24 protein-coding genes are annotated in these 24,747 nt (G+C 37.7%); 1 reads left to right on the forward strand and 23 read right to left on the reverse strand.

Features of this window, described 5'->3' with window-relative positions; all coding sequences use genetic code 11:
* Positions 1 to 76: 76 nt before the first annotated feature.
* Positions 77 to 1,078 (reverse strand): catabolite control protein A, encoded by a 1,002-nt coding sequence (gene ccpA / locus AB5M32_RS04580; protein ID WP_010718548.1) that lies wholly within the window; start codon positions 1,076 to 1,078, stop codon positions 77 to 79.
* 207 nt (positions 1,079 to 1,285) lie between these two features.
* Between ccpA and AB5M32_RS04585 the strand changes: the two genes are divergently transcribed.
* Complete coding sequence (locus tag AB5M32_RS04585) at positions 1,286 to 2,389, forward strand: M24 family metallopeptidase (RefSeq protein ID WP_368024348.1); 1,104 nt, start codon at positions 1,286 to 1,288, stop codon at positions 2,387 to 2,389.
* A 363-nt stretch (positions 2,390 to 2,752) separates the two neighbouring features.
* On the opposite strand, the gene AB5M32_RS04590 is transcribed toward AB5M32_RS04585, so the two are convergent.
* From AB5M32_RS04590 to secA, 22 genes are all read right to left on the reverse strand, one after another.
* Positions 2,753 to 2,932: a hypothetical protein gene (locus tag AB5M32_RS04590; RefSeq protein WP_178285688.1), complete on the reverse strand. Its 180-nt coding sequence runs from the start codon at positions 2,930 to 2,932 to the stop codon at positions 2,753 to 2,755.
* 220 nt (positions 2,933 to 3,152) lie between these two features.
* Positions 3,153 to 3,749: a YtxH domain-containing protein gene (locus tag AB5M32_RS04595; RefSeq protein ID WP_034699167.1), complete on the reverse strand. Its 597-nt coding sequence runs from the start codon at positions 3,747 to 3,749 to the stop codon at positions 3,153 to 3,155.
* A 2-nt stretch (positions 3,750 to 3,751) separates the two neighbouring features.
* Positions 3,752 to 4,192: a DUF948 domain-containing protein gene (locus AB5M32_RS04600; protein ID WP_178285822.1), complete on the reverse strand. Its 441-nt coding sequence runs from the start codon at positions 4,190 to 4,192 to the stop codon at positions 3,752 to 3,754.
* A gap of 129 nt (positions 4,193 to 4,321) precedes the next feature.
* Positions 4,322 to 5,260, reverse strand: coding sequence for a UTP--glucose-1-phosphate uridylyltransferase GalU (galU, locus tag AB5M32_RS04605; RefSeq protein ID WP_010718553.1), 939 nt, complete (start codon positions 5,258 to 5,260; stop codon positions 4,322 to 4,324).
* Between the two features lie 14 nt (positions 5,261 to 5,274).
* Positions 5,275 to 6,300 (reverse strand): NAD(P)H-dependent glycerol-3-phosphate dehydrogenase, encoded by a 1,026-nt coding sequence (locus AB5M32_RS04610; RefSeq protein WP_081128057.1) that lies wholly within the window; start codon positions 6,298 to 6,300, stop codon positions 5,275 to 5,277.
* Between the two features lie 43 nt (positions 6,301 to 6,343).
* Positions 6,344 to 7,174, reverse strand: a complete 831-nt coding sequence (gene lgt / locus AB5M32_RS04615) for a prolipoprotein diacylglyceryl transferase (RefSeq protein WP_010718555.1) — start codon at positions 7,172 to 7,174, stop codon at positions 6,344 to 6,346.
* A 14-nt stretch (positions 7,175 to 7,188) separates the two neighbouring features.
* Positions 7,189 to 8,127, reverse strand: a complete 939-nt coding sequence (hprK, locus tag AB5M32_RS04620; protein WP_010718556.1) for an HPr(Ser) kinase/phosphatase — start codon at positions 8,125 to 8,127, stop codon at positions 7,189 to 7,191.
* Between the two features lie 191 nt (positions 8,128 to 8,318).
* Positions 8,319 to 8,669 carry a phage holin family protein gene (locus AB5M32_RS04625; RefSeq protein ID WP_010737969.1) on the reverse strand — a complete coding sequence of 117 codons (351 nt, stop codon included), beginning with the start codon at positions 8,667 to 8,669 and terminating at the stop codon, positions 8,319 to 8,321.
* Complete coding sequence (locus AB5M32_RS04630; protein WP_010718558.1) at positions 8,669 to 8,977, reverse strand: PspC domain-containing protein; 309 nt, start codon at positions 8,975 to 8,977, stop codon at positions 8,669 to 8,671. The genes AB5M32_RS04625 and AB5M32_RS04630 overlap by 1 nt, the downstream gene beginning before the upstream one ends.
* Positions 8,978 to 9,193: 216 nt before the next feature.
* A complete protein-coding gene (gene liaX, locus AB5M32_RS04635) occupies positions 9,194 to 10,765 on the reverse strand; it encodes a daptomycin-sensing surface protein LiaX (protein WP_178285820.1) in 1,572 nt (523 codons plus the stop codon).
* Positions 10,766 to 11,006: 241 nt separating this feature from the next.
* Positions 11,007 to 11,651: a hypothetical protein gene (locus AB5M32_RS04640; RefSeq protein WP_034699165.1), complete on the reverse strand. Its 645-nt coding sequence runs from the start codon at positions 11,649 to 11,651 to the stop codon at positions 11,007 to 11,009.
* 256 nt (positions 11,652 to 11,907) lie between these two features.
* On the reverse strand, positions 11,908 to 12,585 hold the full coding sequence (gene phoU, locus AB5M32_RS04645) for a phosphate signaling complex protein PhoU (RefSeq protein ID WP_010718561.1): 678 nt from the start codon (positions 12,583 to 12,585) through the stop codon (positions 11,908 to 11,910).
* Positions 12,586 to 12,597: 12 nt separating this feature from the next.
* Positions 12,598 to 13,356: a phosphate ABC transporter ATP-binding protein PstB gene (pstB, locus tag AB5M32_RS04650; protein WP_010718562.1), complete on the reverse strand. Its 759-nt coding sequence runs from the start codon at positions 13,354 to 13,356 to the stop codon at positions 12,598 to 12,600.
* A 15-nt stretch (positions 13,357 to 13,371) separates the two neighbouring features.
* Positions 13,372 to 14,178 (reverse strand): phosphate ABC transporter ATP-binding protein PstB, encoded by an 807-nt coding sequence (pstB, locus tag AB5M32_RS04655; RefSeq protein WP_010718563.1) that lies wholly within the window; start codon positions 14,176 to 14,178, stop codon positions 13,372 to 13,374.
* A gap of 14 nt (positions 14,179 to 14,192) precedes the next feature.
* Positions 14,193 to 15,077, reverse strand: coding sequence for a phosphate ABC transporter permease PstA (gene pstA / locus AB5M32_RS04660; protein ID WP_010718564.1), 885 nt, complete (start codon positions 15,075 to 15,077; stop codon positions 14,193 to 14,195).
* Positions 15,077 to 15,997 (reverse strand): phosphate ABC transporter permease subunit PstC, encoded by a 921-nt coding sequence (gene pstC / locus AB5M32_RS04665; RefSeq protein WP_010718565.1) that lies wholly within the window; start codon positions 15,995 to 15,997, stop codon positions 15,077 to 15,079. Before pstC ends, pstA begins: the two co-directional genes overlap by 1 nt.
* Positions 15,998 to 16,114: 117 nt before the next feature.
* Positions 16,115 to 16,969: a phosphate ABC transporter substrate-binding protein PstS gene (locus AB5M32_RS04670; protein ID WP_010718566.1), complete on the reverse strand. Its 855-nt coding sequence runs from the start codon at positions 16,967 to 16,969 to the stop codon at positions 16,115 to 16,117.
* A gap of 349 nt (positions 16,970 to 17,318) precedes the next feature.
* Positions 17,319 to 18,767 (reverse strand): cardiolipin synthase, encoded by a 1,449-nt coding sequence (cls, locus tag AB5M32_RS04675; protein WP_178285818.1) that lies wholly within the window; start codon positions 18,765 to 18,767, stop codon positions 17,319 to 17,321.
* A gap of 348 nt (positions 18,768 to 19,115) precedes the next feature.
* Positions 19,116 to 20,000 carry a permease-like cell division protein FtsX gene (ftsX, locus tag AB5M32_RS04680; protein ID WP_278250225.1) on the reverse strand — a complete coding sequence of 295 codons (885 nt, stop codon included), beginning with the start codon at positions 19,998 to 20,000 and terminating at the stop codon, positions 19,116 to 19,118.
* Entirely contained in the window at positions 19,993 to 20,679 is a 687-nt protein-coding gene (ftsE, locus tag AB5M32_RS04685; protein ID WP_010718569.1) for a cell division ATP-binding protein FtsE, read from the reverse strand. The genes ftsX and ftsE overlap by 8 nt, the downstream gene beginning before the upstream one ends.
* 104 nt (positions 20,680 to 20,783) lie before the next feature.
* Positions 20,784 to 21,882, reverse strand: a protein-coding gene (gene prfB / locus AB5M32_RS04690) for a peptide chain release factor 2 (RefSeq protein WP_178243920.1) whose coding sequence is annotated in 2 segments (ribosomal slippage) — positions 20,784 to 21,809 and positions 21,811 to 21,882 — 1,098 coding nt in all. Because the reading frame shifts where the segments join, the coding sequence is not laid out codon by codon here.
* A 145-nt stretch (positions 21,883 to 22,027) separates the two neighbouring features.
* Positions 22,028 to 24,562, reverse strand: coding sequence for a preprotein translocase subunit SecA (secA, locus tag AB5M32_RS04695; protein ID WP_178285816.1), 2,535 nt, complete (start codon positions 24,560 to 24,562; stop codon positions 22,028 to 22,030).
* Positions 24,563 to 24,747 lie beyond the last annotated feature (185 nt).

The following is a 24,747-nucleotide window of genomic DNA, read 5'->3' on the forward strand; positions in this document are numbered from 1 at the left end:
CTTATTTCAATCACTGAATCTTTTTAGAGGTTAAAAACACTCCACTAGCATCATCTAGTGGAGTGTTAATCACTTATTATTTCGTCGATCCTTTTTCTTCAATTCCATAAGGTAAGATAATTGTTTTTTCTTCAACTTCTTCTTTGTTCATCATTTTTGTTAATAGACGCATTGAAACGGCACCTAAATCATACAATGGTTGTGTGATACTTGTTAGGCGTGGACGTGCAACTTCTGTTAACAATGAGTTATTACTTGTAATGATCTCAAATTCTTCTGGTACTTTCACACCCTTATCTAAAAGACCATCTAAAATACCGATAGCTAATTCATCATCTGAAACATAAACAGCTGTTGCGCCACTGTTATGAATGCGATCAACTAGGGTTAATCCGTCTTTAAAGTTATACTCTGCTTCAAAGATCAAACCTTCGCTGTAAGGTAAATTATTTTCTTTAAGTGCTTCTTTATATCCTTTCAAGCGATTTTGACCATTGATTGGATCAATCAATGCCCCACTGACAAAGGCAATTTTTTTATTGCCATTCTTAGCTAATTTATTGACAGCATCCTTAGTTGCTGAAGTGTAATCGATATTCACACTTCCAACTTGTTCATCAGGGTCAATTGAGCCAGCCAATACTACAGGAGTCTTAGATCGAGAAAACTCACCACGGATTTCATCAGTGATATGATGTCCCATGAAGATCACGCCATCTACTTGTTTTGCTAACAAGTTATTTAATACATTCACTTCTTTTTGATCATTGCCGTCTGAATTTGCTAAAATGATGTTGTATTTGTACATTGTAGCAACATCATCGATCCCACGTGCTAAAGAAGCAAAAAACATATTGCTGACATCTGGAATGATTACCCCTACTGTCGTTGTCTTCTTACTTGCTAGCCCACGTGCAACAGCATTCGGACGATAGTCCAATCGATCAATGACTTCTAACACTTTTTTTCTAGTCGCAGGTTTGACATTCGGATTCCCGTTAACGACACGTGAAACAGTAGCCATCGAAACATTTGCCTCTCTCGCTACATCATAAATAGTAATTGTTTGCTTTTCCATTCTTGCTCTCCTGTTCATTTTTATATGTTTTCTGAAAATACGCTTTACATTTCTAAAACAGGATAACAAATAATACTCAAAATTGCAACCGTTTTACTACCGCTTTCATGAAAATAATTCATTTTTTCACTTTTATACGTTGGTCTTTGAAACATTAAGTGGTACAATTATCTAATAATTCAATAAATTAGAAAGAAGGATGCCAAAATGAATAACGTAAAAATCAACGAATTACGTAAATGGATGGCTCAAAATCAAGTGGATCTTGCCTATATTAGTGATCCAGGACACATCGCTTATTTTTCAGGATACGAAAGTGAACCCCATGAACGTGTCTTAGCACTATTTATCCCACTTGAACAGGATCCTTTTTTATTCACTCCGGCTTTAGAAGTTGAAGATGCACAAAACAGTGCATGGTCTTTTGATGTTCGTGGCTATTTAGACAGCGAAAATCCTTGGGAAATCATTGGGAAAGAAATTCGTCACCGTTATGGTCAGCCTGGAAATATCGGAATCGAAAAAAATGCGTTAACCGTTGATCGTTTCGATGCCATTTCAGATGTTCTAACTGGTTCTGACAACTTTACTGATTTAACAGCAATCATTCAACGTCTCCAATTAATCAAAACACTGGAAGAAAAAGACCAATTACTTGCTGCTGGTAAATGGGCAGATGTTGCCTTTGAAATCGGCTTTAAGGCAGTAAAAGAAGGTGTTACTGAGCAAGCAATCATTGCAGAAATCGAATACCAACTAAAAAAACAAGGTGTTTCGCAAATGTCGTTTGACACGCTCGTTTTAGCTGGTAAAAACGCAGCAAGCCCCCATGGTGCTCCAGGCAGCACAAAAATTTCGCCTAATGAACTTGTTTTGTTTGATTTAGGTGTTGTTTGGGATGGTTATTGCAGCGATGCTACTCGAACTGTAGCCTATAAAAAACCAACTGAATTTCAGGAAAAAATTTATCAAATCACACTTGAGGCACAATTAGCTGCCCAAGCAGCTGTACGTCCCGGCGTAACGTCTGCCGAACTAGATCAAATTGCAAGAAATGTAATCAATAGCTATGGCTATGGCGAATACTTCAATCATCGTCTAGGTCACGGAATCGGAACCACTGTCCATGAATTTCCTTCCCTTGTAGCAGGTAATGATTTAGTCATCGAAGAAGGCATGTGCTTCTCCCTTGAACCAGGAATCTATATCCCTGATCAAGTAGGTGTTCGAATCGAAGACTGTGTCTATGTGACAAAAGACGGCTGTATTCCATTTACAACTACGCCAAAAGAATTATTGGTTATTGAATAAGGTTGTGAGAAGAGCGACTTGATCTGAGCGCTCACCAAGTAAAAACTGCGACGAGTAATCGCAGGAGCAGTAAGGATGAAAATCTCGAAACAGCTTCCCATGTTTTGAGATTTTTTGACTTATCGCCGAAGATCAGCTCTTTGAACACCGTGAATCAGAGGTTGTGAAAGAAGCGGGGAGCTCCGATGACAATAAGAAAGAATTTTTTAAAATAGCTTCTCTTATTTTGAAAAATTCAGGCTTATTTCAAGGAGCTGATGCTTGAACACCGTTTAAGCAAGAGGCTGTGAAAGAAGCGGTTAACTCCGAACGAATAAGCGATGATTTTTTAAAATAGCTTCTCTGATTTTAGAAAATTATCGTTTATTGTTGAGGAGTTGCTTCTTGAACGCCGTGGATCACTTCTACATCTATTAATGAGTCTAGGGCGACTGTTAGTCCTAGACTCATTTTTTTCTTATCTTCAACCTCACTAATCGTTGTTGGCCCATTCATACCAAAGAGCTCTGGTGACCAATAGATTTTACGAATTCTTCTGATCATTCTGGTTCTTTTATAGTGTCTTCACTCTCATGGTGATAAGCATGCTATCAAGTGATTACGCAAATTAGACCTTTACATTATGTATTATTCTAGTAATTATCCAAACAAAAAAATATCAAAGCTAGGAAACTTCGCTAGCTTTGATATTCATCACTTGTTCCGTTCGATTAACCAAAATCGAGATAGCATCTATTGATTATTTACAAAAAATAGAAATTGCCTATTTTCCATTGTCAGTAAATGTATCTTTTAAATCTTCTTTTTTAGCTTTGACATCTTCTTTAGCCATATCTGCCATTGCTTGCGCATCTTTTGCGACTGGTTTTGCTTCAGCAATGCCTTCTTTGACTGTTTGTCCAGCTTCACCTGCAGCATCTTTCGCATTGATCATCATATCTTCAGATGCATCTTTAACTGTTTCATTCATTTGTCCGACTGGCTTTTTAAGCTCATCTGCTGATTTCTTGAAGCGATGAGAAAGATCTTCTGATTGTTCTTTTAATGTTAATAAAATGTCTTCAGACTCATCTTCGACATCATTTGCAGAATGATTGACTTTATTTTTCACGCTACCAGCTAAGTCACCAGCTTGTTGGGATAGATCTTGCGCTTTTTCTTTTGCGATGTCTGTTAATGTCGCTGATTTTTCTTTTGCCATATCCGTGTAGTCTGAAGCCATATCAAGTAAATCATCTGCTTGTGCAGCAAGTTCATCGCGTAGTTCTTTTCCTGACTTTGGTGCTAATAATAATGCTGCGACTGCCGCTGCTGTCCCACCAATAACTGCTCCTAGTAAAAATCCACCTTTTTTTGCCATAATTAAATTCCTCCAGTCTTTTCTGTATGTTTTTTATTTTTGAAAAACTTTAAAGCTGTGCCACCAACTTTTCCAGTCACGGTAGCTTTAGCTGTTGTACGCCCAATCCCACCAACTTTGGTTACGATATTTTTACTTGATGTATTCAATTCTGACACGCTTTCACTTAAATCCGCGATAGCTGTAAATAATGGATCAATCGTTTCTACTTTCCCATTGATGTCTAAAAGCAATTCATTACTTTTGACTAGTAAACCTTCCACCTGCCTTGACAAAAGATCGACATCTTTGGTGACGACTTCAATCGTCGTATTTGCTTCTGCCACTGTTTGATCCACTTTTTCTAATGTTTTTGATAATTGTAACAATACTCTTATGATAAAAACAACGAGGACTGCAAATGCGATGGCCGCAATCAGCCCAGCAATTTCTCCGCCTGTCATACTCGAACTCCCTTCTGATACTCTTTCTATAAGCATAGCATTTTCGCATTTTTTAAACAAATAAAAAATAGCAAAGCTTCAACTACTTTTTTTGGATAAGAGCAGTTGAAGCTTTCATTGCTAAAAAATTTATTTTTTCAGTTCATCTTTTGATTCAATTTTTTTGTTGTCTTTTTTTGGTACCATCGTTTGATCAGCTTCTAATTGTTTCCCTAGCTCTTTGATATATTCTTTTAATGGTTCGCCGACTTCTGGATGAGTCAAGCCGTATTCGATACTGGTTTTCATGAAACCAAACTTGTCACCAACATCATAGCGTTTGCCTGTAAAGTTACGAGCAAATACTCGTTGTGTTTTATTCAATGTATCAATCGCATCTGTCAGTTGGATCTCATTCCCAGCACCTGGTTGTTGTTCTGCCAAAACATCAAAGATTTCAGGAGTTAATAAATAGCGTCCAATAATAGCTAAATTACTTGGTGCTTTACTTGGGTCTGGTTTTTCAACGAAGTTTTTAACATTGAACAATCCTTCTTCTAATTCTTCACCAGGATTAATAATTCCGTATTTAGACGTATCTTTTTGTGGCACTTCCATCACTGCGATCGTTGATGCATGTGTCCGCTCATAGTCATCAATCAATTGTTGTGTCAAAGGTACTTCATCTTCCATGATATCATCACCTAACATCACAACAAAAGGTTCATTACCGATAAAAGCACGGGCTTGTAATACAGCATGTCCTAACCCTTTTGGATGAGATTGACGAATGAAGTGTAGATTTACATCAGTTGTTTCTTCAACCAACTTCAATAATTCTGTTTTCCCTTTTTCACTCAAATTCGTTTCTAACTCGATATTTGAATCAAAATGGTCTTCGATTGGTCGTTTTGCTTTCCCAGTGACGATCAAAATGTCTTCGATCCCTGATTTAAGTGCTTCTTCTACGATAAATTGAATCGTTGGTTTGTCAACGATTGGAAGCATTTCTTTTGCCATCGCTTTTGTTGCAGGTAAAAATCTTGTTCCTAAACCTGCTGCTGGAATAACTGCCTTTTTTACTTTCATTTGTCATCTCTCCTCTAAAAAATTAATCGTGAAAATTCATTTTCTTTTTTTCCATCTCGCAACATGATTTCTCTTGCCGCAATTTGTACATTTTTATTTTCATAAAGTACTTCATAAATTGTTTGAGTGATTGGCATGTCTACACCTACTTGCTGAGCAAGTTCTTTTGCGGCTTTTGTCGTATGGACACCTTCCACAACCATCCCCATATTTTCCAATACTTCTGACAGTTCATGCCCTTTACCTAACAAATTGCCCGCTCGCCAATTTCGCGAATGGATACTAGTACAAGTAACGATCAAATCGCCCACACCACTAAGACCAATAAAAGTCAATGGGTTGGCACCCATGGCAACACCTAAACGACTGATTTCAGCTAAACCTCTAGTCATAATAGCAGCTTTTGCATTATCCCCAAAACCTAATCCGTGGATTGCTCCTGCACCAAGAGCAATAATATTTTTCAATGCAGCCCCCATTTCAACCCCAATCACATCAGGATTGGTATAAATCCTAAAATAATGATTCATGAATAACTTTTGGACAAAGGAAGCTGTTTTTTGATCTGTGCTAGCAGCTGTGATCGTAGTAATGTCATGATTTGCTACTTCTTCTGCGTGACTCGGACCAGATAAAACAGCAATGGATTGACGTTTGTCACTCGGGATCTCTTCTAAAAGAATTTCTGAGATCCGTTTGTGTGTTTCCTGTTCTAGACCCTTGCTTGCGTGGATGATTACAGGCTTGGTATTCAATTTAGTGACCACCTCTTGTGCTACAGAGCGAATGGCTCGTGTCGGAATCACGAATAACAAGGCATCAATATCTTGAACTGCCTGTTCCAACTCACTAAAACCACGGATTGACGTTGACAAATGATAGTCGGGTAAATATTTTTGATTGGTGTGTTGTTGGTTGATCTCGTCTATTTGCGATTGACGATGTCCCCATAGGCGAACATCATGTCCATTTTCAGCAAGAACTTGCGCAAGAGCTGTCCCCCATGAGCCAGCTCCTAAGACTGCCACCCTATATTTCATTTTACCACTCCTGCTATTTTTTTCATTTTTTTAGCTCTGTAAATTAGATAATCATTTGATTTTTACCAAAAGTGCGATCGTAATCTGGTAGATTTCCTTTTTTTCTACGCCAGATAAACAGAATAATTGTCCCAACGAATAAAAAGGCTGACAACAATTGGGAGATACGAATAACACCTAAGAAGTATAAACTATCTGTCCGTAATCCTTCGATAAAAAAGCGCCCGAAGCTGTACCACATCACATAAACAAGTAAAACTTCTCCTTTTTTCAGTAAATGCTTTTTGTTTCTTAAAAATAGGAGTAGGATAAAGCCAATCAAACTCCAAACGGATTCATATAAAAAGGTTGGTTGACGATAAAATCCTTCAATGTACATATTATCAATTATGAATCTTGGGATATGAAGATTTTCTAAAAAGATTCTCGTCGTGACAGGGCCATAAGCTTCATGATTCATAAAATTTCCCCAGCGCCCAATTGCTTGAGCGAGTAGGACACTTGGTGCTGCTATATCTAAAAATGTCCACATGGAAATAAAGTGGTATTTGGTAAAGAAGTATAAAGTAATGGCACCTGCGATTAATCCACCATAAATAGCTAACCCGCCAGAACGGATATTGAATATTTGAATAGGATCAGCTATATATTGTGGTAAATCAAATAAAATATAGTACAACCGTGCGCCAATAATTGAAAGTGGCAATCCCCACAACATAAAATCAGTGACATCCTCAGATTTTAAGCCAACTCGTACGGCTTCACGGCTACTTAGCCACATGGCAATAATTATTCCCGATACAATGATCAAAGCATACCAATAGATTGGTATTCCTAAAAGATTGAACGCTACCCGATCGATTTGCGCTATCATGTTTCCACTCCTTGCTATTGTGCCCCTGAATTTTCTTCGATCAGACGACTTAATCTTTCTTCAAACGTTTTTGTTGCATCAAATCCCATCGTTTTTGCTCGGAAATTCATTGCTGCGACTTCGATGATGATGGCCACGTTTCGTCCAGTTTTGACAGGTATTTTTATTTGTGGAATCCCCACTTCTGCAATTTCCACAGAAGTATCTTCAGAACCTAGTCGATCATATTTTTTGTCCTTCGCCCAGGCTTCTAAATAAACGGCTAACTGCACTTGCATTGAACCACGGACAGCACTTGCTCCAAACAAGTTCATGACATCAATGATTCCGATCCCTCTGATTTCTATCAAGTGTTCTAAGATTTTTGGTGGTTCACCAATGACTGTCAGTTCATCTTGTTGATAAACATCTACTCGGTCATCAGCAATCAGGCGATGACCACGTTTGATTAATTCTAATGCGGTTTCACTCTTACCAATTCCGCTATCCCCTTGAATGAGTACACCTAACCCATAAACATCGACTAGCACACCATGAACGCTCGTTCTAGGAGCTAAACGTCCATCTAAATAACTAGATAATTCTCCAAGCAAACGGGATGTGGAGATTGGTGAACGTAAGACAGCCATACCGTATTCGTTGGCTGCTTGAATCATTTCTTCAGAAGCTGGAAGCCCCCGAGAAATAATGAATGCTGGCATATCCTCACTGCACAATCTTCTCATGATCATCAGTCTTTCTTCCGGCATCATCCGTTCAGCAAAGCTAATCTCTTTGCTCCCAAATAATTGTAAACGATCATGTGAATAATAATTAAAATAACCGGTCAATTCTAAACCAGGTCTTGAGATGTCACCAGTTACGATAACACGCTCCAAACTCTTTTCATCACCAGTCACTATTTCTAATGATAATTTTTCTACTAATTGGCTTACTTTTACAACTTCTGCCATTCGTGCTACCTCATTTCTATTAGAGTGTTCCTTCCCATTTTATCATTGTCTGACAAAAAGTACTACCAAATAAAAAAAACGTTTTTATTTTAAATTCACTTTTTTTATAAAACAAAGAAAAAAGGTACAACCAGGGAATTTAAAACATTTCCCATGGATGTACCCTTTTAGTCATTATCGATTGTTCACGTTTACCTTCTACTATTGTGTTCACTGACAATCATATTCACCACTGACATGATCACAGCAATCAAAAAAGCTGAACCAAAGGAAGCAAAATTAAAATTAGATGCTCCAACAAAAAAGGAAGTCATCTTCAAGATTGCCGCATTGATGACAAATGTGAACAAGCCCAGTGTCACTAAAGTGAATGGTAGTGATAAAATTGTTAGAATAGGTTTAATGAACATATTCAAGATGGACAATACGAAACTTGCTAAAATAGCTGTCCAAATACTATCTACATAAATCATCGTCGGAAAAATCACTGCCAGAGAGATGAACGTCAACGTATTCACGATGAGGCGCTGAAGATAAGACATTAGAAGTCACTCCATTCGTCATCATTGACCTTTTCCGCCTCTTTACGTTTTTTTGTTTGTTCATGATGATAATTATTATTTTGATAATATTGGTTTTCATGCCCATAACGAGTCTGTTTGTTTCGTCCAGAAGGGATGAGCAAAGCCAATAAAATATATAAGATAACTGGACTTCCAAATGCCACTAAGCTTAGGAATACATAGATCACACGAACTACCGTTGGATCAATTCCAAGATATTCTGCGATCCCAGCTAATGTACCAGTCAAAACAATATTTTTATTTGATTTTGTCAATTTTCTTTTCATTTTACTTTCACCTCTGTTCTATTCATTTTAATGGAAGAAAAAGAGTGTGACAATAGATAAACTGTTCATTCTCACTACACTTTTTCTCCAAAGATTTTTGCTTTTCCTCGTTAAAGGAACGAATGACCAAGTATCATCGTTTAATAGTGAACGTACATCCCACTTATCAATCCTGCTTTCGATTGTTAGAATAAGCTAACTCACCGGTTGATTACTTTATTGATCCGTATCTTTCAAATAAATACTACCAGTCGTAGTCGATAATTGGATTCTAGCTACTTCATTTTCAGAGAGACGACGGAACTGTAGTAATTGATTGGTCCGTTCTTTTTTTTCACGGATTACTTCATAATCAGTCAGGCGGCTGTTGATGCTGCCTAAACTTGTTTTCGCATTACCTTCCATGCCAATTCCTGTTGGTAAAGCTACTTTGACATTGCCATTGACTGAACTTGCTTCAATTTTTTTCAAATGTTCTTCTTTCATTGTCAACCGTACATCCCCATTAACGAGAGAAACGGAAAGATTTTCAGGGGTTGTTCCTACAGTGACCGTACCATTCACTGTTTCGATGATCGAATCTAAGATTGCACCTGATTGAACATCGATATTCCCATTAACACCTTCAATTTCAAGCATGGTTGCTTGTAATTTTTGAATGGCGATATTTCCATTTGTCGATTTGGTGTACACATCTTTACCTTCTAAGTCGTTAATCGTAATATTCCCATTTAACAATTTGATTGCTGTATGGTCATATACTCGTTTTGGTAAATAAAAGACTAGATCCGCACGTACACGTTTATTTGGAATTTGGAATGAGACATGCTCATCATTGACTTCAATTTGACTACGTTCTAAGAATGCCTCGAATGGTTCTGCATTCATTTTACCGTATAATTTGATTTTAGCTTCAACTTTCACATCTTCACTTTCCCAAGTTTTCAATGTGACATTTCCGTTTGCAGCTTTGATATCAAGAATACTTGCTGCAGGTGCTTCATAATAAAATTCGTGTTCAAATTTTGTCGTTGCGATACCTGGTACACGTAGATTGACATCTTTCCATTCCATGTTTTCATTAACTGTTTCCGATACCGTTTGGAATGTCTTCCGCAAAAACTTGCCTAGCTGAGAACCAGCTTCAGACATTTTTTCTCCAACTTGGTTCAATGTATCGTTGGCTTGTTCTTTCCAGTCATCCGGTAACTCAAATTTATCAGCAATTGTTTCTTTCTTTTCTGTCCATTGGTTTTTGCGAATATCTTTTAATTCTGCTTCTAATTTCAATTGTTCTTCTGTTAATTGTTCACTCGCAGCTTCTAATTCCTTGATCTCAGATTCAAGAGTCTTTCTTTGGAGAAGCTCATCTTCTGTTAGTTCATCCAATTCTTCTTTGGTATTCAGCTGCATCAATGTTTCCTGTTTGTCATTGCGTGCCGCCTTATTTTGTGCTAACTTTTCATTCACTTCGTCTAAATGAGCCGACGTTTGATTGGCTTGTGTTGCTAACTCATCTAAGATACGTTCCAAATTTTCTTGATCTTCTTTTTCATTTTGTTTTGGATCGGCATTAAAATGGATTTCTTCTGATGTGCCATTTTCCAATTCATCGATCAATTGAGTTGCTTGATCTTTTTCTTTATGACTAGCAGTTACTTTATCTGCTTCTTTTGCGATTTGCTTTTCATCTTTCTCAGTTGCCATGCTTTCTAATAAATCTAAGCCCTCTTCAGTGGAAAGGATCCCTTTTTTAACTAAGTCTAAAATACGTTCTCTTTCTTTCATGGAAATTGCCTCCTTAAGCAAATATAGTTTGCAAGCTTTTCCTTACATTCATATTATGCACGGAATGGAAGAAAAAGTCATAGGACTTAAGTTGTAACTTTTTCTCCAACTTGAGTTACTGAACGATTTACTTCCCATTGAACCAGCCAATAATGCTTTAAAAACAATATTTCTTTCCCTTTTTATGGCAAGAAATATTGTTTTCTAATTTTTTATGAATTATGTATGAATATTATAGATATTAAAAAAGCAATTGGATAAATGACCATAAATAGCGTATAACACGAAACAGGATAACTAGTAAAAATATATTTCCGACAATAAAACGTCCCATATTCCCAATGCTTTCTTTTAAATTACTAAATGTAAACCGACGCAAAAAACGTGGCATTGAATGATAGCCGTTTCGCTTCAAACGAAACTTTTCTTCATAGGTTAGTTCAAGCATATCATAATAAACAATTTGAAGTGGTTCACGCGGAAAAAAGGACTTGGAGAATCCAACCATCAATGTATACTGTTTATTCCTTGACGGCAAATTACGCATACCAGTTTTGTTAATCCTGACACTCTTGTCTTCAAGATCATTATAACTATACTCTGCTTCTTGGATCTTAACGATTTTTGCTTCTGGTTGATTTATCTCTAGATATTTTTGATAGACCTCTGGAAATTTTTGCTTTTGCAGATAAAGATAAATACCTCCCCCAGCAATGATTATCATCAGTAAAACATTATAAAGCAAATGTTCCTGAAAGATGCCTGTATAAGCCAGAACAATCACGAGTACGAATGCTAAGATTAGAATTCGCTTCCAATAATAACTTTGATACATTCTTTTGATTGTGCGCTCATAATAAGCAAAATCTTGCTCAACAAATTTCATCTTCTTTCACTCCTTTTCATCTCTATGCTCTTATTATAATTGAACGAGTTGAAAAAACAAAGACTAGTCGCTGAATTTCGATTATACAAATGACAATTAGTCTTGACCTTTTTCTCTCAGAGAAGTCAGCAATATTCACTCTAAGTCTTCAAGTTACAAAAAAACCGAAGAATTCCTAGGATATTTCCTATTTTGGAATTTTTCGGCTTATTTCTTATAACTCACACGTTGATCGTTACTTTCCAATCTTCAAGAGTTAGAAAATTTCGTTATGATTTGAGTTTAATTCGGTGATTTTTCCTGTAGCTAGATACACGATCCATTCACAAATATTCGTTACATAATCGCCAATCCGTTCTAAGTAGCTGGCAACATTTAGATAATCTGTCCCACTGATGACTGTTTCTGGATCAGACTGCATATTTTTGATCGTTGCATTGTAGATGCGATTGAAATAATCATTGACCCGTTGATCCATATTTGCGATCGTTCGAGCATCTTTTTCATCTGTTTTGACGTAAGCAACCAACACATTGTCCACCATTTTTTTGACATAATCAGACATATCAGAGATTTCTTTTTCGATCTCTGGGATTCTGGTTTGACCTTTCACACGAATCGTTGATTTGGCAACTGAAACCGCATGATCTGCCATTCGTTCCAAATCAGAACTAGCTTTCATTACGGTAATAATCATCCGTAAGTCTGTAGTCACTGGTTGTTGCAAAGCAATCATTTCAAAACTTTTTTTCTCTAAACGTGTTTCCATGTCGTTGATTTTAATATCATTTTCGATCACTTCTTGAGCAAGTGCTTTATCATGTTTGATATAAGAACGAACTGATTTATGCACTGCACTACTTACCATCATCCCCATCTCATAAAATTGATTATGAAGGTTAAGTAGTTCTTCTTCAAACTGTGTACGTAACATTTCGTTTCCTCCTTATCCAAATCGCCCTGAGATATAGTCTTCCGTTTCTTGTTTTTCTGGAGTCATAAAGATTTTTTTCGTATCATTGAACTCAATTAAATTCCCATCTAAGAAAAAGGCTGTTTTATCAGAAATCCGTGAAGCTTGTGACATATTATGCGTAACTATAATCATAGTATATCTTTCCTTTAATTCCAAGAGCATGCTTTCAATTTTCCCAGTAGAAACAGGATCAAGCGCACTAGTTGGCTCATCTAACAAAATAATTTCTGGATTGACGGCTAACACTCTTGCAATGCATACCCGTTGTTGTTGACCACCTGATAAGGATAAGGCACTTTTATGCAGTTTGTCTTTGACATCATCCCACACAGATGCAGCCTTTAAACTTTCTTCGACTACTTGATCAAGGACTTTTTTATCTTTTTCGCCTTTTAGTTTTAACCCATAGATCACATTTTCGTAAATCGAAAAGGGAAAAGGATTTGGTTGTTGGAAGACCATTCCGATTTCTTTACGCAATTCAACAATGTCCGTTTTAGGGCCATAGATATCTTTTCCTTTATACAGGACACTTCCAGTGATCGTCACACTCGGTATCAAATCATTCATTCGATTCAATGAGCGTAGATAAGTTGATTTACCACAGCCAGAAGGACCAATCATCGCTGTGATTTCGCCTTGATTGAAGCTTAGATCGATTCCTTTTAACGCTTCTTTTTTTCCATAATATAAGTGAAGATCTTTTGATGAGATAATTTCTTTTGTCATAACGAATCCTCCGTCTTACCCAAAATGACCCGATACATAATCTTCGGTCGCTTTAATTTTTGGTCTAGTAAATATCTTATTCGTTTTATCGTATTCGATCGCTTTTCCTAAGTAGAAAAAGGCAGTATAGTCACTGATACGAGCTGCTTGTTGCATGTTATGGGTCACAATGATGATCGTGTAATCATCTTTTAGATTCACCAATGTTTCTTCTACTGTCCCAGTAGAAATCGGATCAAGTGCGCTGGCTGGTTCATCTAATAACAAGATATCCGGTTTCATCGCAATCGCACGTGCAATACATAAACGTTGTTGTTGACCACCTGACAAGGCTAAAGCACTTTTATCCAGGCTATCTTTTACTTGATCCCATAATGCGGCTTGTTTCAAGCTGGTCTCAACGATCTCATCTAATTTCTTCTTGTTCTTTTCGCCATGTTGCTTCAATGCAAACGTGATATTTTCATAGATTGATTTACTAAATGGATTTGGTCGTTGGAAAACCATTCCGATTCGCTTACGCATCTCATAGACATCAATTTGTGGCGCATTGATATCGACATCTTTGTACATGATTTTACCAGTTACCTTAGTATTTGCGATCCCATCATTCATCCGATTCAACGAACGTAAATAAGTAGACTTACCACAGCCAGAAGGACCGATTAAAGCTGTGATCTTATTCTTTTCAAATTCCAGATCAACACCTTTGATCGCTTCGTTGTCACCGTACCAAACATGAAGATCATCTGTATAAAGGGCGATTTCTTTTTCCTGACCCATTGTGATGATATTTCTTTCATTCCAATTATATTCTTTCATCTTACTTCTTCTCCTTAAGCTGAAGTCATTTTCCGGTATAAACGTTTACCAATCGCACGAGCACCAAAATTGAATAGTAATACTGCGATAATTAAGACCGCTGATGCTCCAGCAGATACTGATACGCCATCTGGCATCGTTCCTTCCGTATTGATTTTCCAAATATGAACAGCTAGTGTTTCAGCTTGACGGAAAATACTGATTGGACTAGAGACACTCAATGGATTCCAGTTTGAGAAATCAAGTGCAGGCGCGCTTTGCCCAGCTGTATAGATCAAAGCTGCTGCTTCCCCAAAAATTCTCCCTGAGCTTAAAATGACTCCTGTTAAAATCCCTGGAGTTGCCTCAGGTACAACTACACGAATCACTGTTTCCCAACGTGACAAACCTAATGCAAGCCCTGCCTCACGCTGTGTGTAATGCACCGCTTGTAAAGATTCTTCTACCGTTCTCGTCAATAGAGGTAAGTTAAAAACTGTTAAAGCTAGTGCCCCAGAGATAATGGAGAAGCCATACTGGAATTGGATAACAAAAACTAAAAAGCCAAACAAACCAACAACTACAGATGGTAATGAGCTTAATATTTCAATTGAAGTACGGATAACATCAGTCAACCAGTTTTTACCAGCATATTCAGAAAGGTAAATACCGGCCCCTAAAGAAAGCGGAAAACTGATGATCATCGTGATCAATAATAAATAAATCGAGTTAAATAATTGGATACCGATTCCGCCGCCTACTTGATAGGCTTTTGATGGTTCAGTTAAAAATGACCAAGAGATATGAGGAATTCCTCGAACTAAAATATATAAAAGTAACGCAGCTAAGATCAATACAATAATTCCCGATATTGCATAAAGGACTCCTGTTGCGATTTTATCAGAGCGTTTTGCGTTCATTATTTCAATGCCCCTTTCTTACCAATCATTCGGATCACGATATTAAAGATTAATGACATCAATAGCAAGATCAAAGCTAATGACCATAACACGTTGTTTTCAATTGTTCCCATGATCGTATTTCCGATCCCCATTGTTAAAATCGATGTCAATGTTGAAGCAGGAGTTGTTAATCCTGTTGGCATCAAGGCAGCATTCCCGATGACCATTTGGATCGCTAATGCTTCACCAAATGCACGTGCCATACCAAATACAACGGCTGTCAAGATTCCCGGTACAGCAGCTCGTAAAACGACTTTATAGATCGTTTGCCAACGTGTAGCTCCTAAAGCTAATGACGCTTCACGATAATGACGCGGCACAGCTTTTAAGGCATCGACTGTCATAGTCGTCACAGTTGGTAAGATCATGACAAACAAAACAAATGTCCCAGCTAAAATACCAAAACCAGTTCCGCCAAAAATGTTTCGGATAAATGGTACGATGACTGATAATCCAATAAAACCATAAACAACAGATGGAATACCAACTAATAGTTCAATGACTGGTTGTAAGATTTTTGTGCCATTTTTTGGAGATATCTCTGTCATGAAGACCGCTGCACCGATGGCAAAAGGTGTCGCGATGATCGCAGATAAAAAAGTAACGATAAACGAACCAGCGATCATTGGTAATGCCCCGACCATCGGTTTACCATCCGCACCAATTTGTCCAGGATTCCAATTCGTTCCAAACAAGAAATCAAATACGTTGATCTTATCAACGAAAAAGGTCGCTAATCCTTTACTTGCAACAAAATAAAAAATGGCTACTACTACTAGAACGATCAAGGCGATACATAAGAAGCTGATGAATTTACCACGCTGCTCCATTTTTGAACGTTTTGATTTTGTTAATAATACTTTTTTCACATCTTCCACAGATGATTCCCCCCCAGTAAGGTTTAACATACTTATACAGTGTACAAAGCGAACATCAATTTGAGTTTAATAACATGTAAAATTTATGCGAAGTTTGTAAAGATTGTGTAAAGATGATTATTTTACAATATTTCCTTCCCAATCACGTTCTACTTGCATACGTGAAACCGGAATATAACCTAATTCACCTACGATATTATTTTGAACTTCTTCTGATAGCATGTAGTTTAAAAACTCTTTCGTTAACTGTTTTGGTTGATTTTTTGTATACATATGTTCATAAGCCCAAATGATCCATTTATTGGTCGTAACGTTGTCATCAGTTGGCTCTACACCATCAATACTCAAAGTAGCCACATCGTTGGTTACATATGAGAAAGCGACATAACTAATTGCTCCTGGAGTATCTGCAACGATTTGTCGCACCATTCCGCTTGAATCTTGTTCTTGCGCACGAATCGCCGTTTCTCCATCAAGGACCCATTTTTCAAAAGTACTACGTGTCCCACTTCCTGATGCACGATTTAAAATAACCACTGGTTGGTCTTTCCCGCCAAGTTCTTTCCAGTTGGTGATTTCACCCGTAAATAACTTCCGTAAGTTTTCCATTGAGATGTCTTTAACGCCCACTTCCTTGTTAACGATCGGTGTGATCCCAACTACAGCCACCCGATGATCAACTAAAGCAGATGCATCGATTCCAGATTTTTCCTCCGCAAATAAATCAGAATTCCCGATATCTACTGCTCCAGATTGGACTTGAGATAATCCAGTTCCACTTCCTCCTCCTTGGACATTGATGAATTTCCCAGGGTTTGCAGCCTGAAAAGATTCAGCGACTGTTTCAACTAATGGTTGCAATGCGGAAGACCCGACAGCTGTAATGGATTCTCCTCGATCGATCCATTTTGAACAACCTGATAAAAGAATAGTTAATCCTATTATTGGTAAAAGTAATTTTAATTTTTTCATTTAGAAATCTCCTTCAGTCCTAAAGTAAGTTCATTTTAACATTTAACAAAATACTTGAAAACGAATTAAAATTATAAAATAACAAAAATAATGATTATTAATAAAAAAACACTATCTCATTAGGTTATTCTATGCTATACTGGCTTTGAAATGTGTCTCTTTATCAAACATTATCTAACTTATTTCTTGCTTTCCCCAAAAACAAGAAGTACCCCAAAGTTAGTTTTGTTCCTGTGAGACGCTTTCTCCATTTCTGACAGTTTACAGAAATGGCCCCGACAGAAAAAGGACATGAGCTGACGTCTTAGACGCCTCCCTCATGTCCTTTTTGATTAGCTGGAAGTAGCAATTATAATAATGGCGAGATCAATCGTGCCAAACCTTCTTTTAATTTGATGATAAATCCTCGATTTTCATAGCGTTCTTTGGTTAACAGTTGTGACTTTCTTGAATCAGCAAAGAAAGCTTTTCTTACGTGAGTCGCCATTCCTTCATCATAGATCAACGCATTCACTTCAAAATCTAATTTGAATGAACGGACATCAATATTTGCTGAACCAATTGAAACTATTCCACTGTCAATGATCATGGTCTTAGCATGGATAAACCCATTTTCATAGGTTTCGATCACTGCACCATATTCGATTAGTTCTGCTGCAAAAGAATAAGTTGCCCAATAGACTAACGGATGATCAGGTTTATTGGGAATCTGAATCTGAACTTTGACACCAGAAAGCAAGGCTAATTTCAATGCTTCATGAATGGATTCATCTGGGATATAGTAAGGCGTTTGAATCAATATTTCTTTTTTTGCTAATGAAATCATTTTTAAATAAGTCAATTTGATTTGTTCATGCTCAGAATCTGGGCCACTTGTGACGATTTGAAGTGCTAAAGTGCCTACAGAATCAATTTTTGGGAAAAATTTTGGTGCATAGCTGACTTCTTTCACGTGCTGCGAGTTCCAATCCATCAAAAAACGATTTTGTAGCGTATAAACTGCTTCCCCATAGATTCGCAAATGATTGTCTCGCCAATAACCAAACTTTGAAACTTCTCCTAAATATTCGTTTCCTACATTAAATCCACCAGTATAACCAATTTTCCCATCAATGACAACGATTTTCCGATGGTTTCGATAATTGATTCGTGGATTGATATAAGGGACAAATAGTGGAAAGAAAAAAGCGACTTCACCACCAGCTACCTGTAATTCGTGGAAAAATTTTGCATTTACTTGGGTAGACCCCCAAGCATCTAATAATACACGGACTTTGACCCCTCTTTGAGCTGCTTCAGTCAGCGCGTCACGCACTTCCTTACCCAGAGCATCGCCCCGATAAATATAATATTGTAGATGGATATGATCTTTTGCCTGCTTGATGTCTTCAATCAATGCATCAAATTTTTCTCGTCCATCCGTAAATAAAGTCACTTCATTTCCAGTTGTGTACAATGTACTTTCAAACACTGTCAGCATATAGATTAGTTGCTTGACATCAACTTGTCCTGTTGGTGGATACGGATAAAGTCCTCGCATCAAGGCTTGTTTGTCTTCTTCAATTTCCAAGTTCTTCCCGATTTTCCCTTGGATCTTCAAATCAAAGATCTTGTCTTGTGAAATACCTCTGCCAAAAAAGATATATAAAAGAAAACCGACAATCGGAATAAACATTAATACTAACAACCATGCCCATGTCTGAGCGGTTTCTTTTCGTTCACGAAAAACAATGACAATTGATAATAAGATATTCGCAATTAAGATGATCGTAAAAAAATTATCAACAACTACTCTCATGGCTCACCTCTTCACTTTTACACCTACTTAAGAATAGCCGAGATGTTTTTTAAAGTAAAGTGAAAGTATCAGACAGATAATGATCTCAATGAATTAAAATACCTACTGCTGAACCGATATGACCTCCTATTGATCATTACTTGATATTATTTTTTTATTTTATATTATGAGGTAAAAAAAATCATAGCGTTTTACAAAATGGTCACTCTTATCATAACTAAAAAAGCAGACAGAAAAATGAATTTCTGTCTGCTGATTCATTGAATCATCCTTTTAAACTTTAAAGTTGTTGGATCTTCTTGAAACAACTCGTTCCATCCTTTCATATGGTGAAACGATGGAAATGAATTAAAACTTCAAGAATCTTCTCATCGAAATAATTGATCCTAATGAACCGATAATGATTCCGATCCCAGCCATCAAAGCGTTGATTTTCCACACGATATCCTGTGGTTGGATCAAGGAATAGTGGGAGCGCAATAATGAAGGGTTAAGCATTCGGAATACTTCTTGGTACCCAAATGTAATCAGCAATACCGGAATAATTGCACCGATCAAACCAATCCAGCCACCTTCTAAAAAGAATGGCCAACGAATGTAGCCGTTTTTGGCACCAACTAATCGCATGATTTGAATTTCTTTTTGGCGAGATAAGATCGTGATTCTGATTGTATTTGAAATCAAAAACATTGCAATAAACAATAATAATGCTGCTGCAGCTAAGCCCCATGTTCGAACGGTTCCTGCAAGCTTAAGAATTTTATCTGAAGACGTTCCACCGTAATCCGCGCGAGAAACATTCGCTAATTTTCCGGCTTCTTGAGATACTTGTTTCGTATAAGAAGGTTCTGACGTTTGAACGACATAAACATCATATAACGGGTTGTTATCTCCTTCAAATAAACTCCATGAATTCCCCATAGCATCCTGGATCTTTTTCAACTCTTGGTCTTTACTTGAGAATTTGACACTTTTGACGTGATCAATCTCTTTTAATTGTTTTTCAAGAGTCTTCATATCTTTTTCATTCGTGCCAATATCAACGAAAACAGAAACATCTACGTTACCTTCGATATCTTCGGCTAGTTTCGTTGCATTCATGATCACAGCCATGAACACCCCAACTAATGTTAATGTGATCGTCACGGCACTCACTGAAGCGACAGTCATCCAGCCGTTACGCTTTAAACTCTTGATACTCTCTAATAAATGTCGGAAAAAGGTTCTAATCATCGTATCCATATTCCCCTTCCGCTTGGTCACGTATGATTCGTCCATTTTCGATGGCGATCACTCGATGACGAATTGTATTCACGATCGTACTGTTATGGGTTGCCATAACGACCGTTGTCCCTTGAGCATTGATTCGGTCCAATAACTTCATGATCTCCCAAGAATTCTCCGGATCTAGATTTCCTGTAGGTTCGTCAGCAATCAATACTTTCGGCGTATTTACGATTGCACGGGCAATCGATACCCGTTGCTGTTCCCCACCAGATAGCTCACTTGGAAAAACACGCACTTTATGTTTCAAACCAACAAGATCTAACACTTCCATCACACGTTTTTTGATATCTCGTGGTTTTCTACCGATTACTTGCATCGCATAAGCGACATTTTCGTAAACTGTTTTTCTCGGCAACAGTTTGTAGTCTTGGAAAACTACCCCGATTTCTCTGCGTAAGTAAGGAACATCTTTGTTTTTGATTGCCATTAAATCATGACCAGCAACATTTAAGGTTCCTTTTGACGCTTTTTCTTCTCGATACATCAATTTGATGAATGTAGATTTCCCAGCCCCTGATGGACCAACTACATAAACGAACTCTCCTTGATCGATAACAACCGATAAATTTCGGATTGCAGTCGTACCATTTGAGTACTTTTTCATGACATCCTTCATTTCAATCATGGCGTTCTCTCCATATCTTTTCTCAGTCTCTCACCATTATAGCATGGTAATGTTTCATCTTGCTTTCAAAATCTTACAATTTTATTTCAATTAAAGTCAACTATTTAGAGGTGCATTTTTAAATATCCGTCAATAAATAAGTCTAAATCGCCATCCATTACAGCTTGAACATTACCAGTTTCTACGTTTGTCCGGTGATCTTTTACCATTGAATATGGATGGAAGACATAGGAACGAATTTGTGAACCCCAACCAATTTCTTTTTGCTCCCCACGCAATGCTGCAGCTTCTTGTTCTTTCTTTTCAACCTCAAGTTGATACAATTTCGCTTTCAACATGCTCATTGCTTGTTCTCGGTTTTTTAATTGTGAACGCTGCGCTTGACTAGCTACGACCGTTCCTGTTGGAAGATGAGTGATCCGAACGGCAGACTCTGTTTTATTGATATGTTGTCCTCCAGCACCGCTTGCTCGGTACGTATCGATCTTCAAGTCATCTGGGTTGATCGCAACATCAATCGTTTCATCTAGTTCTGGCATCACATCGACCGAACAAAACGAAGTGTGGCGCCGTTTGGCTGAATCAAAAGGGGAGATCCGAACAAGCCGGTGTACACCTTTTTCCGATTTTAAATAGCCATATGCATTATGCCCTTTGATCAGTAAAGTCACACTTTTTATTCCTGCTTCATCCCCTGCTTGGTAATCCAATGTTTCCACTTGGTAGCCATGTTGTTCTGCCCAACGTGTATACATGCGTAACAACATACTTCCCCAGTCTTGGGATTCTGTACCCCCTGCTCCAGGATGAAGTTCGACGATTGCATGGTTGCGATCATATGGACCATCTAAAAGCATGGCTAATTCATACGTCTTCATTTTTTCGTCTAATAGTTGGATTCTGTCTTCAGCTTCTTGTTGCATTTGTGCATCTGGTTCTTCTTGCAACATTTCTACCATTAGGGCTAACTCTTCTAATTCTTCAGCTAACGCATTGAATTGATCATACGTTTCTTTATTTGTGTTGTTTTCATTGATCACTTTTTGTGCTGCTTCGCTATCATCCCAAAAACCAGGCTCTGCCATTTTGGCTTCAGCTTCAGCGATGTCTTCTTCCAACCGATCTAAGTCAAAGAGACCTCCTGAAACTTGTGACCTTTTCTTCCATCTCAGCTAATAAGTTACGGATTTCTGAAATCTCCATAAACTTCCCTCTTTCTATCTACATTATTTTATGTTTTATTCAACCACTTTAGTTTAACAGAAACGCTTCATAACAGAAAGAAGGTGAGTCGATTCTTAATCAAAAAGAACCGATCTCACCAATCTTATCTGCTAGCTGTCAAAAATTAGTTCTCATCTTTTCCATGACAGTTTTTATATTTTTTCCCGCTACCACATGGACAAGGATCATTTCTGCCTACTTTGTTCACGTGAACCGGTTGTTTTTTGGCACTTGTGTTGCTATTTTCTTTTGCATCACCGGTAGTTGGTTGAACTGCTTCGCCGGTTGGCACTTGCTCCCGTTGAACATTTTGACGAATCTCAGCTTTCATAAAGAGACGAGTCACTTCATATTCGATCGCTCCAACCATCTCTTCAAACATCTTGTATCCTTCTGTTTGATACTCAACCAATGGATTGTTTTGTCCATATGCTCTAAGACCGATTGATTGGCGTAATTGATCCATAGCATCGATATGATCGGTCCATTTCGAATCCACTACTCGTAGAATGACTACTTTTTCAAATTCTAGTAATTGTTCAGGTCCGTTGAGCTGGTTAGCTTTCGTATTAAATACTTCTTGTGCTAACTCATTTAAATATTCTTTGATCTGTTGCGGTTCTTTCCCTTTAAGATCATCGATTAAGATACTGTCTTCATGGACTAATGTACTACCCGCAAAATCAACGATTCCTTCAAGGTTCCAGTTGTCTTTTTCTAGTTGTGTGTGCGCATCTACTACCCGACTGATCGTACGTTTGATCATATTCATCATTGGTTTAGACAAACTTGTTTCTTCCATGATGACTTCTTGACGTTGTTTGTAGATAACTTCGCGTTGTTCTCGCATTACATCATCGTATTGTAAGACATTTTTACGAGTATCGTAGTTATTTCCTTCGACACGTTTTTGTGCTGATTCCACTTGTTTTGTCAGCATCTTACTTTGGATCACTGCATCCTCTTCACCGATTTTCATGCGATCTAAGAATGCTTTGATCCGTTCAGAACCAAATCGTTTCATCAGATCATCTTCCAATGAAAGATAGAATTGAGACATCCCTGGGTCTCCTTGACGTCCAGCCCTACCACGTAATTGGTTATCGATACGACGTGATTCATGACGTTCTGTCCCGATAACAGCTAGTCCGCCTAGTTCTCTGACACCAAGTCCCAACTTGATATCTGTACCACGTCCAGCCATATTCGTTGCAATCGTCACCGCACCTTTTTGACCAGCATTCATGATGATTTCCGCTTCTTTGAAGTGGTTTTTTGCATTCAATACTTCATGTGGGATACGTTCACGATTCAACATATCAGACAATAATTCTGAAGTTTCTACTGCTACCGTTCCGACAAGAACAGGTTGTCCTTTGCGGTAACGTTCTTTGATGTCTTGCACCACCGCTTGGAACTTGCTAGTCAATGTTGGATATAACAAATCAGGTCGGTCGTCACGAATGACTGGACGATTTGTTGGGATTTGACAAACTTGAATATTATAGATTTCCCGAAACTCTTCTTCTTCTGTTTTTGCTGTACCAGTCATACCTGACAGTTTCTTATACATTCGGAAATAGTTCTGGAACGTGATTGTCGCCATCGTTTTCGTTTCGTCTTCGATCTCTACGCCTTCTTTTGCTTCAATCGCCTGATGTAATCCATCAGAGTAGCGGCGTCCATCCATGATACGACCAGTAAATTGGTCAACGATCAAGACTTTTCCATCTTGGACCACATAATCAATATCCAAGATCATGATATAATTGGCACGCAATGCTTGATCCAGATGGTGGGTTAAGGCAGTATTTTCGATATCATATAGATTTTCTAAGCCAAATGTTTCTTCGGCTTTCTCGATCCCCGCTTCAGTCAAGCTGATCGTTTTCGATTGCACATCGATTTTATAATCTTCTTCTTCTTTCAAACGTTTCACAAAATTATCTGTTCTTGTATATAAAGCTGTTGATTTTTCAGCTTGACCTGAAATAATCAACGGTGTTCTTGCTTCGTCGATCAAGATCGAATCGACTTCATCGACAATCGCATAATTCAATGGTCTTTGAACCATTTGATGACGATAAACGACCATGTTGTCTCTTAGATAGTCGAAACCTAATTCATTATTGGTACTATAGGTAATATCACAATTGTAAGCATCTCGTTTTTCGTCCGCTGATTTTGAATTGATATTCAAGCCAACTGTTAAACCTAAAAAGTTATATAATTCGCCCATTTCAGAGGAGTCACGAGTAGCCAGGTATTCATTGACAGTAACGACGTGAACGCCTTCTCCCGTCAATGCATTCAAATAAACCGGCATTGTCGCTGTTAGAGTTTTCCCTTCACCAGTACGCATCTCTGGGATATTTCCATCGTGAAGAACGATCCCCCCCATCAATTGTACATGGTAAGGATAAAGTCCCAGCACTCGTTTGGCAGCTTCACGAACTACCGCAAAGGCTTCCGGTAATAATTGATCTAAAGTTTCCCCATTTTGATAGCGAGCTTTAAACTCAGCTGTTTTTGCTTGTAATTGTTCATCTGTTAATGCTGCCATTTCGTCAGCATGATCTTCTACTTTTTTAGCAATACGATCTAAACGTTTTAGTTCTTTTTTATCATTTTCGATAATCGAACGAATAAAATTGGCCATGCGTTGTATAATCTCCTTTTTACATATATTATCCAGATTATGTAGATTCTAGTTTCTATTTTATCATTAGTTCTAGATAATTGAAATATCTTAACACAATTAATGTAATATATTCACAATTAATTCACAATTTCTGACGTAGACAAAAAAGAAGCTGTGGCAAACCGTGAAGGGTTTGCCACAAG

It is taken from the genome of Enterococcus sp. C57 (genome assembly GCF_040887305.1).
Lineage (GTDB): Bacteria > Bacillota > Bacilli > Lactobacillales > Enterococcaceae > Enterococcus_B > Enterococcus_B hirae.

Coding starts and splice junctions, on each gene's coding strand:
- AB5M32_RS04630 (WP_010718558.1), bottom strand. CDS start 8,977: ATGAAAAGAAAATTGACAAAATCAAATAAAAATATTGTTTTGACTGGT.
- AB5M32_RS04590 (WP_178285688.1), bottom strand. CDS start 2,932: ATGATCAGAAGAATTCGTAAAATCTATTGGTCACCAGAGCTCTTTGGT.
- ccpA (WP_010718548.1), bottom strand. CDS start 1,078: ATGGAAAAGCAAACAATTACTATTTATGATGTAGCGAGAGAGGCAAAT.
- ftsX (WP_278250225.1), bottom strand. CDS start 20,000: ATGATTAGAACCTTTTTCCGACATTTATTAGAGAGTATCAAGAGTTTA.
- AB5M32_RS04600 (WP_178285822.1), bottom strand. CDS start 4,192: ATGACAGGCGGAGAAATTGCTGGGCTGATTGCGGCCATCGCATTTGCA.
- cls (WP_178285818.1), bottom strand. CDS start 18,767: ATGAGAGTAGTTGTTGATAATTTTTTTACGATCATCTTAATTGCGAAT.
- AB5M32_RS04640 (WP_034699165.1), bottom strand. CDS start 11,651: ATGAAATTTGTTGAGCAAGATTTTGCTTATTATGAGCGCACAATCAAA.
- phoU (WP_010718561.1), bottom strand. CDS start 12,585: ATGTTACGTACACAGTTTGAAGAAGAACTACTTAACCTTCATAATCAA.
- AB5M32_RS04610 (WP_081128057.1), bottom strand. CDS start 6,300: ATGAAATATAGGGTGGCAGTCTTAGGAGCTGGCTCATGGGGGACAGCT.
- pstB (WP_010718562.1), bottom strand. CDS start 13,356: ATGACAAAAGAAATTATCTCATCAAAAGATCTTCACTTATATTATGGA.
- pstB (WP_010718563.1), bottom strand. CDS start 14,178: ATGAAAGAATATAATTGGAATGAAAGAAATATCATCACAATGGGTCAG.
- liaX (WP_178285820.1), bottom strand. CDS start 10,765: ATGAAAGAAAGAGAACGTATTTTAGACTTAGTTAAAAAAGGGATCCTT.
- AB5M32_RS04625 (WP_010737969.1), bottom strand. CDS start 8,669: ATGTCTTATCTTCAGCGCCTCATCGTGAATACGTTGACGTTCATCTCT.
- hprK (WP_010718556.1), bottom strand. CDS start 8,127: ATGGCAGAAGTTGTAAAAGTAAGCCAATTAGTAGAAAAATTATCATTA.
- AB5M32_RS04595 (WP_034699167.1), bottom strand. CDS start 3,749: ATGGCAAAAAAAGGTGGATTTTTACTAGGAGCAGTTATTGGTGGGACA.
- ftsE (WP_010718569.1), bottom strand. CDS start 20,679: ATGATTGAAATGAAGGATGTCATGAAAAAGTACTCAAATGGTACGACT.
- pstA (WP_010718564.1), bottom strand. CDS start 15,077: ATGAACGCAAAACGCTCTGATAAAATCGCAACAGGAGTCCTTTATGCA.
- AB5M32_RS04585 (WP_368024348.1), top strand. CDS start 1,286: ATGAATAACGTAAAAATCAACGAATTACGTAAATGGATGGCTCAAAAT.
- lgt (WP_010718555.1), bottom strand. CDS start 7,174: ATGATAGCGCAAATCGATCGGGTAGCGTTCAATCTTTTAGGAATACCA.
- galU (WP_010718553.1), bottom strand. CDS start 5,260: ATGAAAGTAAAAAAGGCAGTTATTCCAGCAGCAGGTTTAGGAACAAGA.
- secA (WP_178285816.1), bottom strand. CDS start 24,562: ATGGCCAATTTTATTCGTTCGATTATCGAAAATGATAAAAAAGAACTA.
- AB5M32_RS04670 (WP_010718566.1), bottom strand. CDS start 16,969: ATGAAAAAATTAAAATTACTTTTACCAATAATAGGATTAACTATTCTT.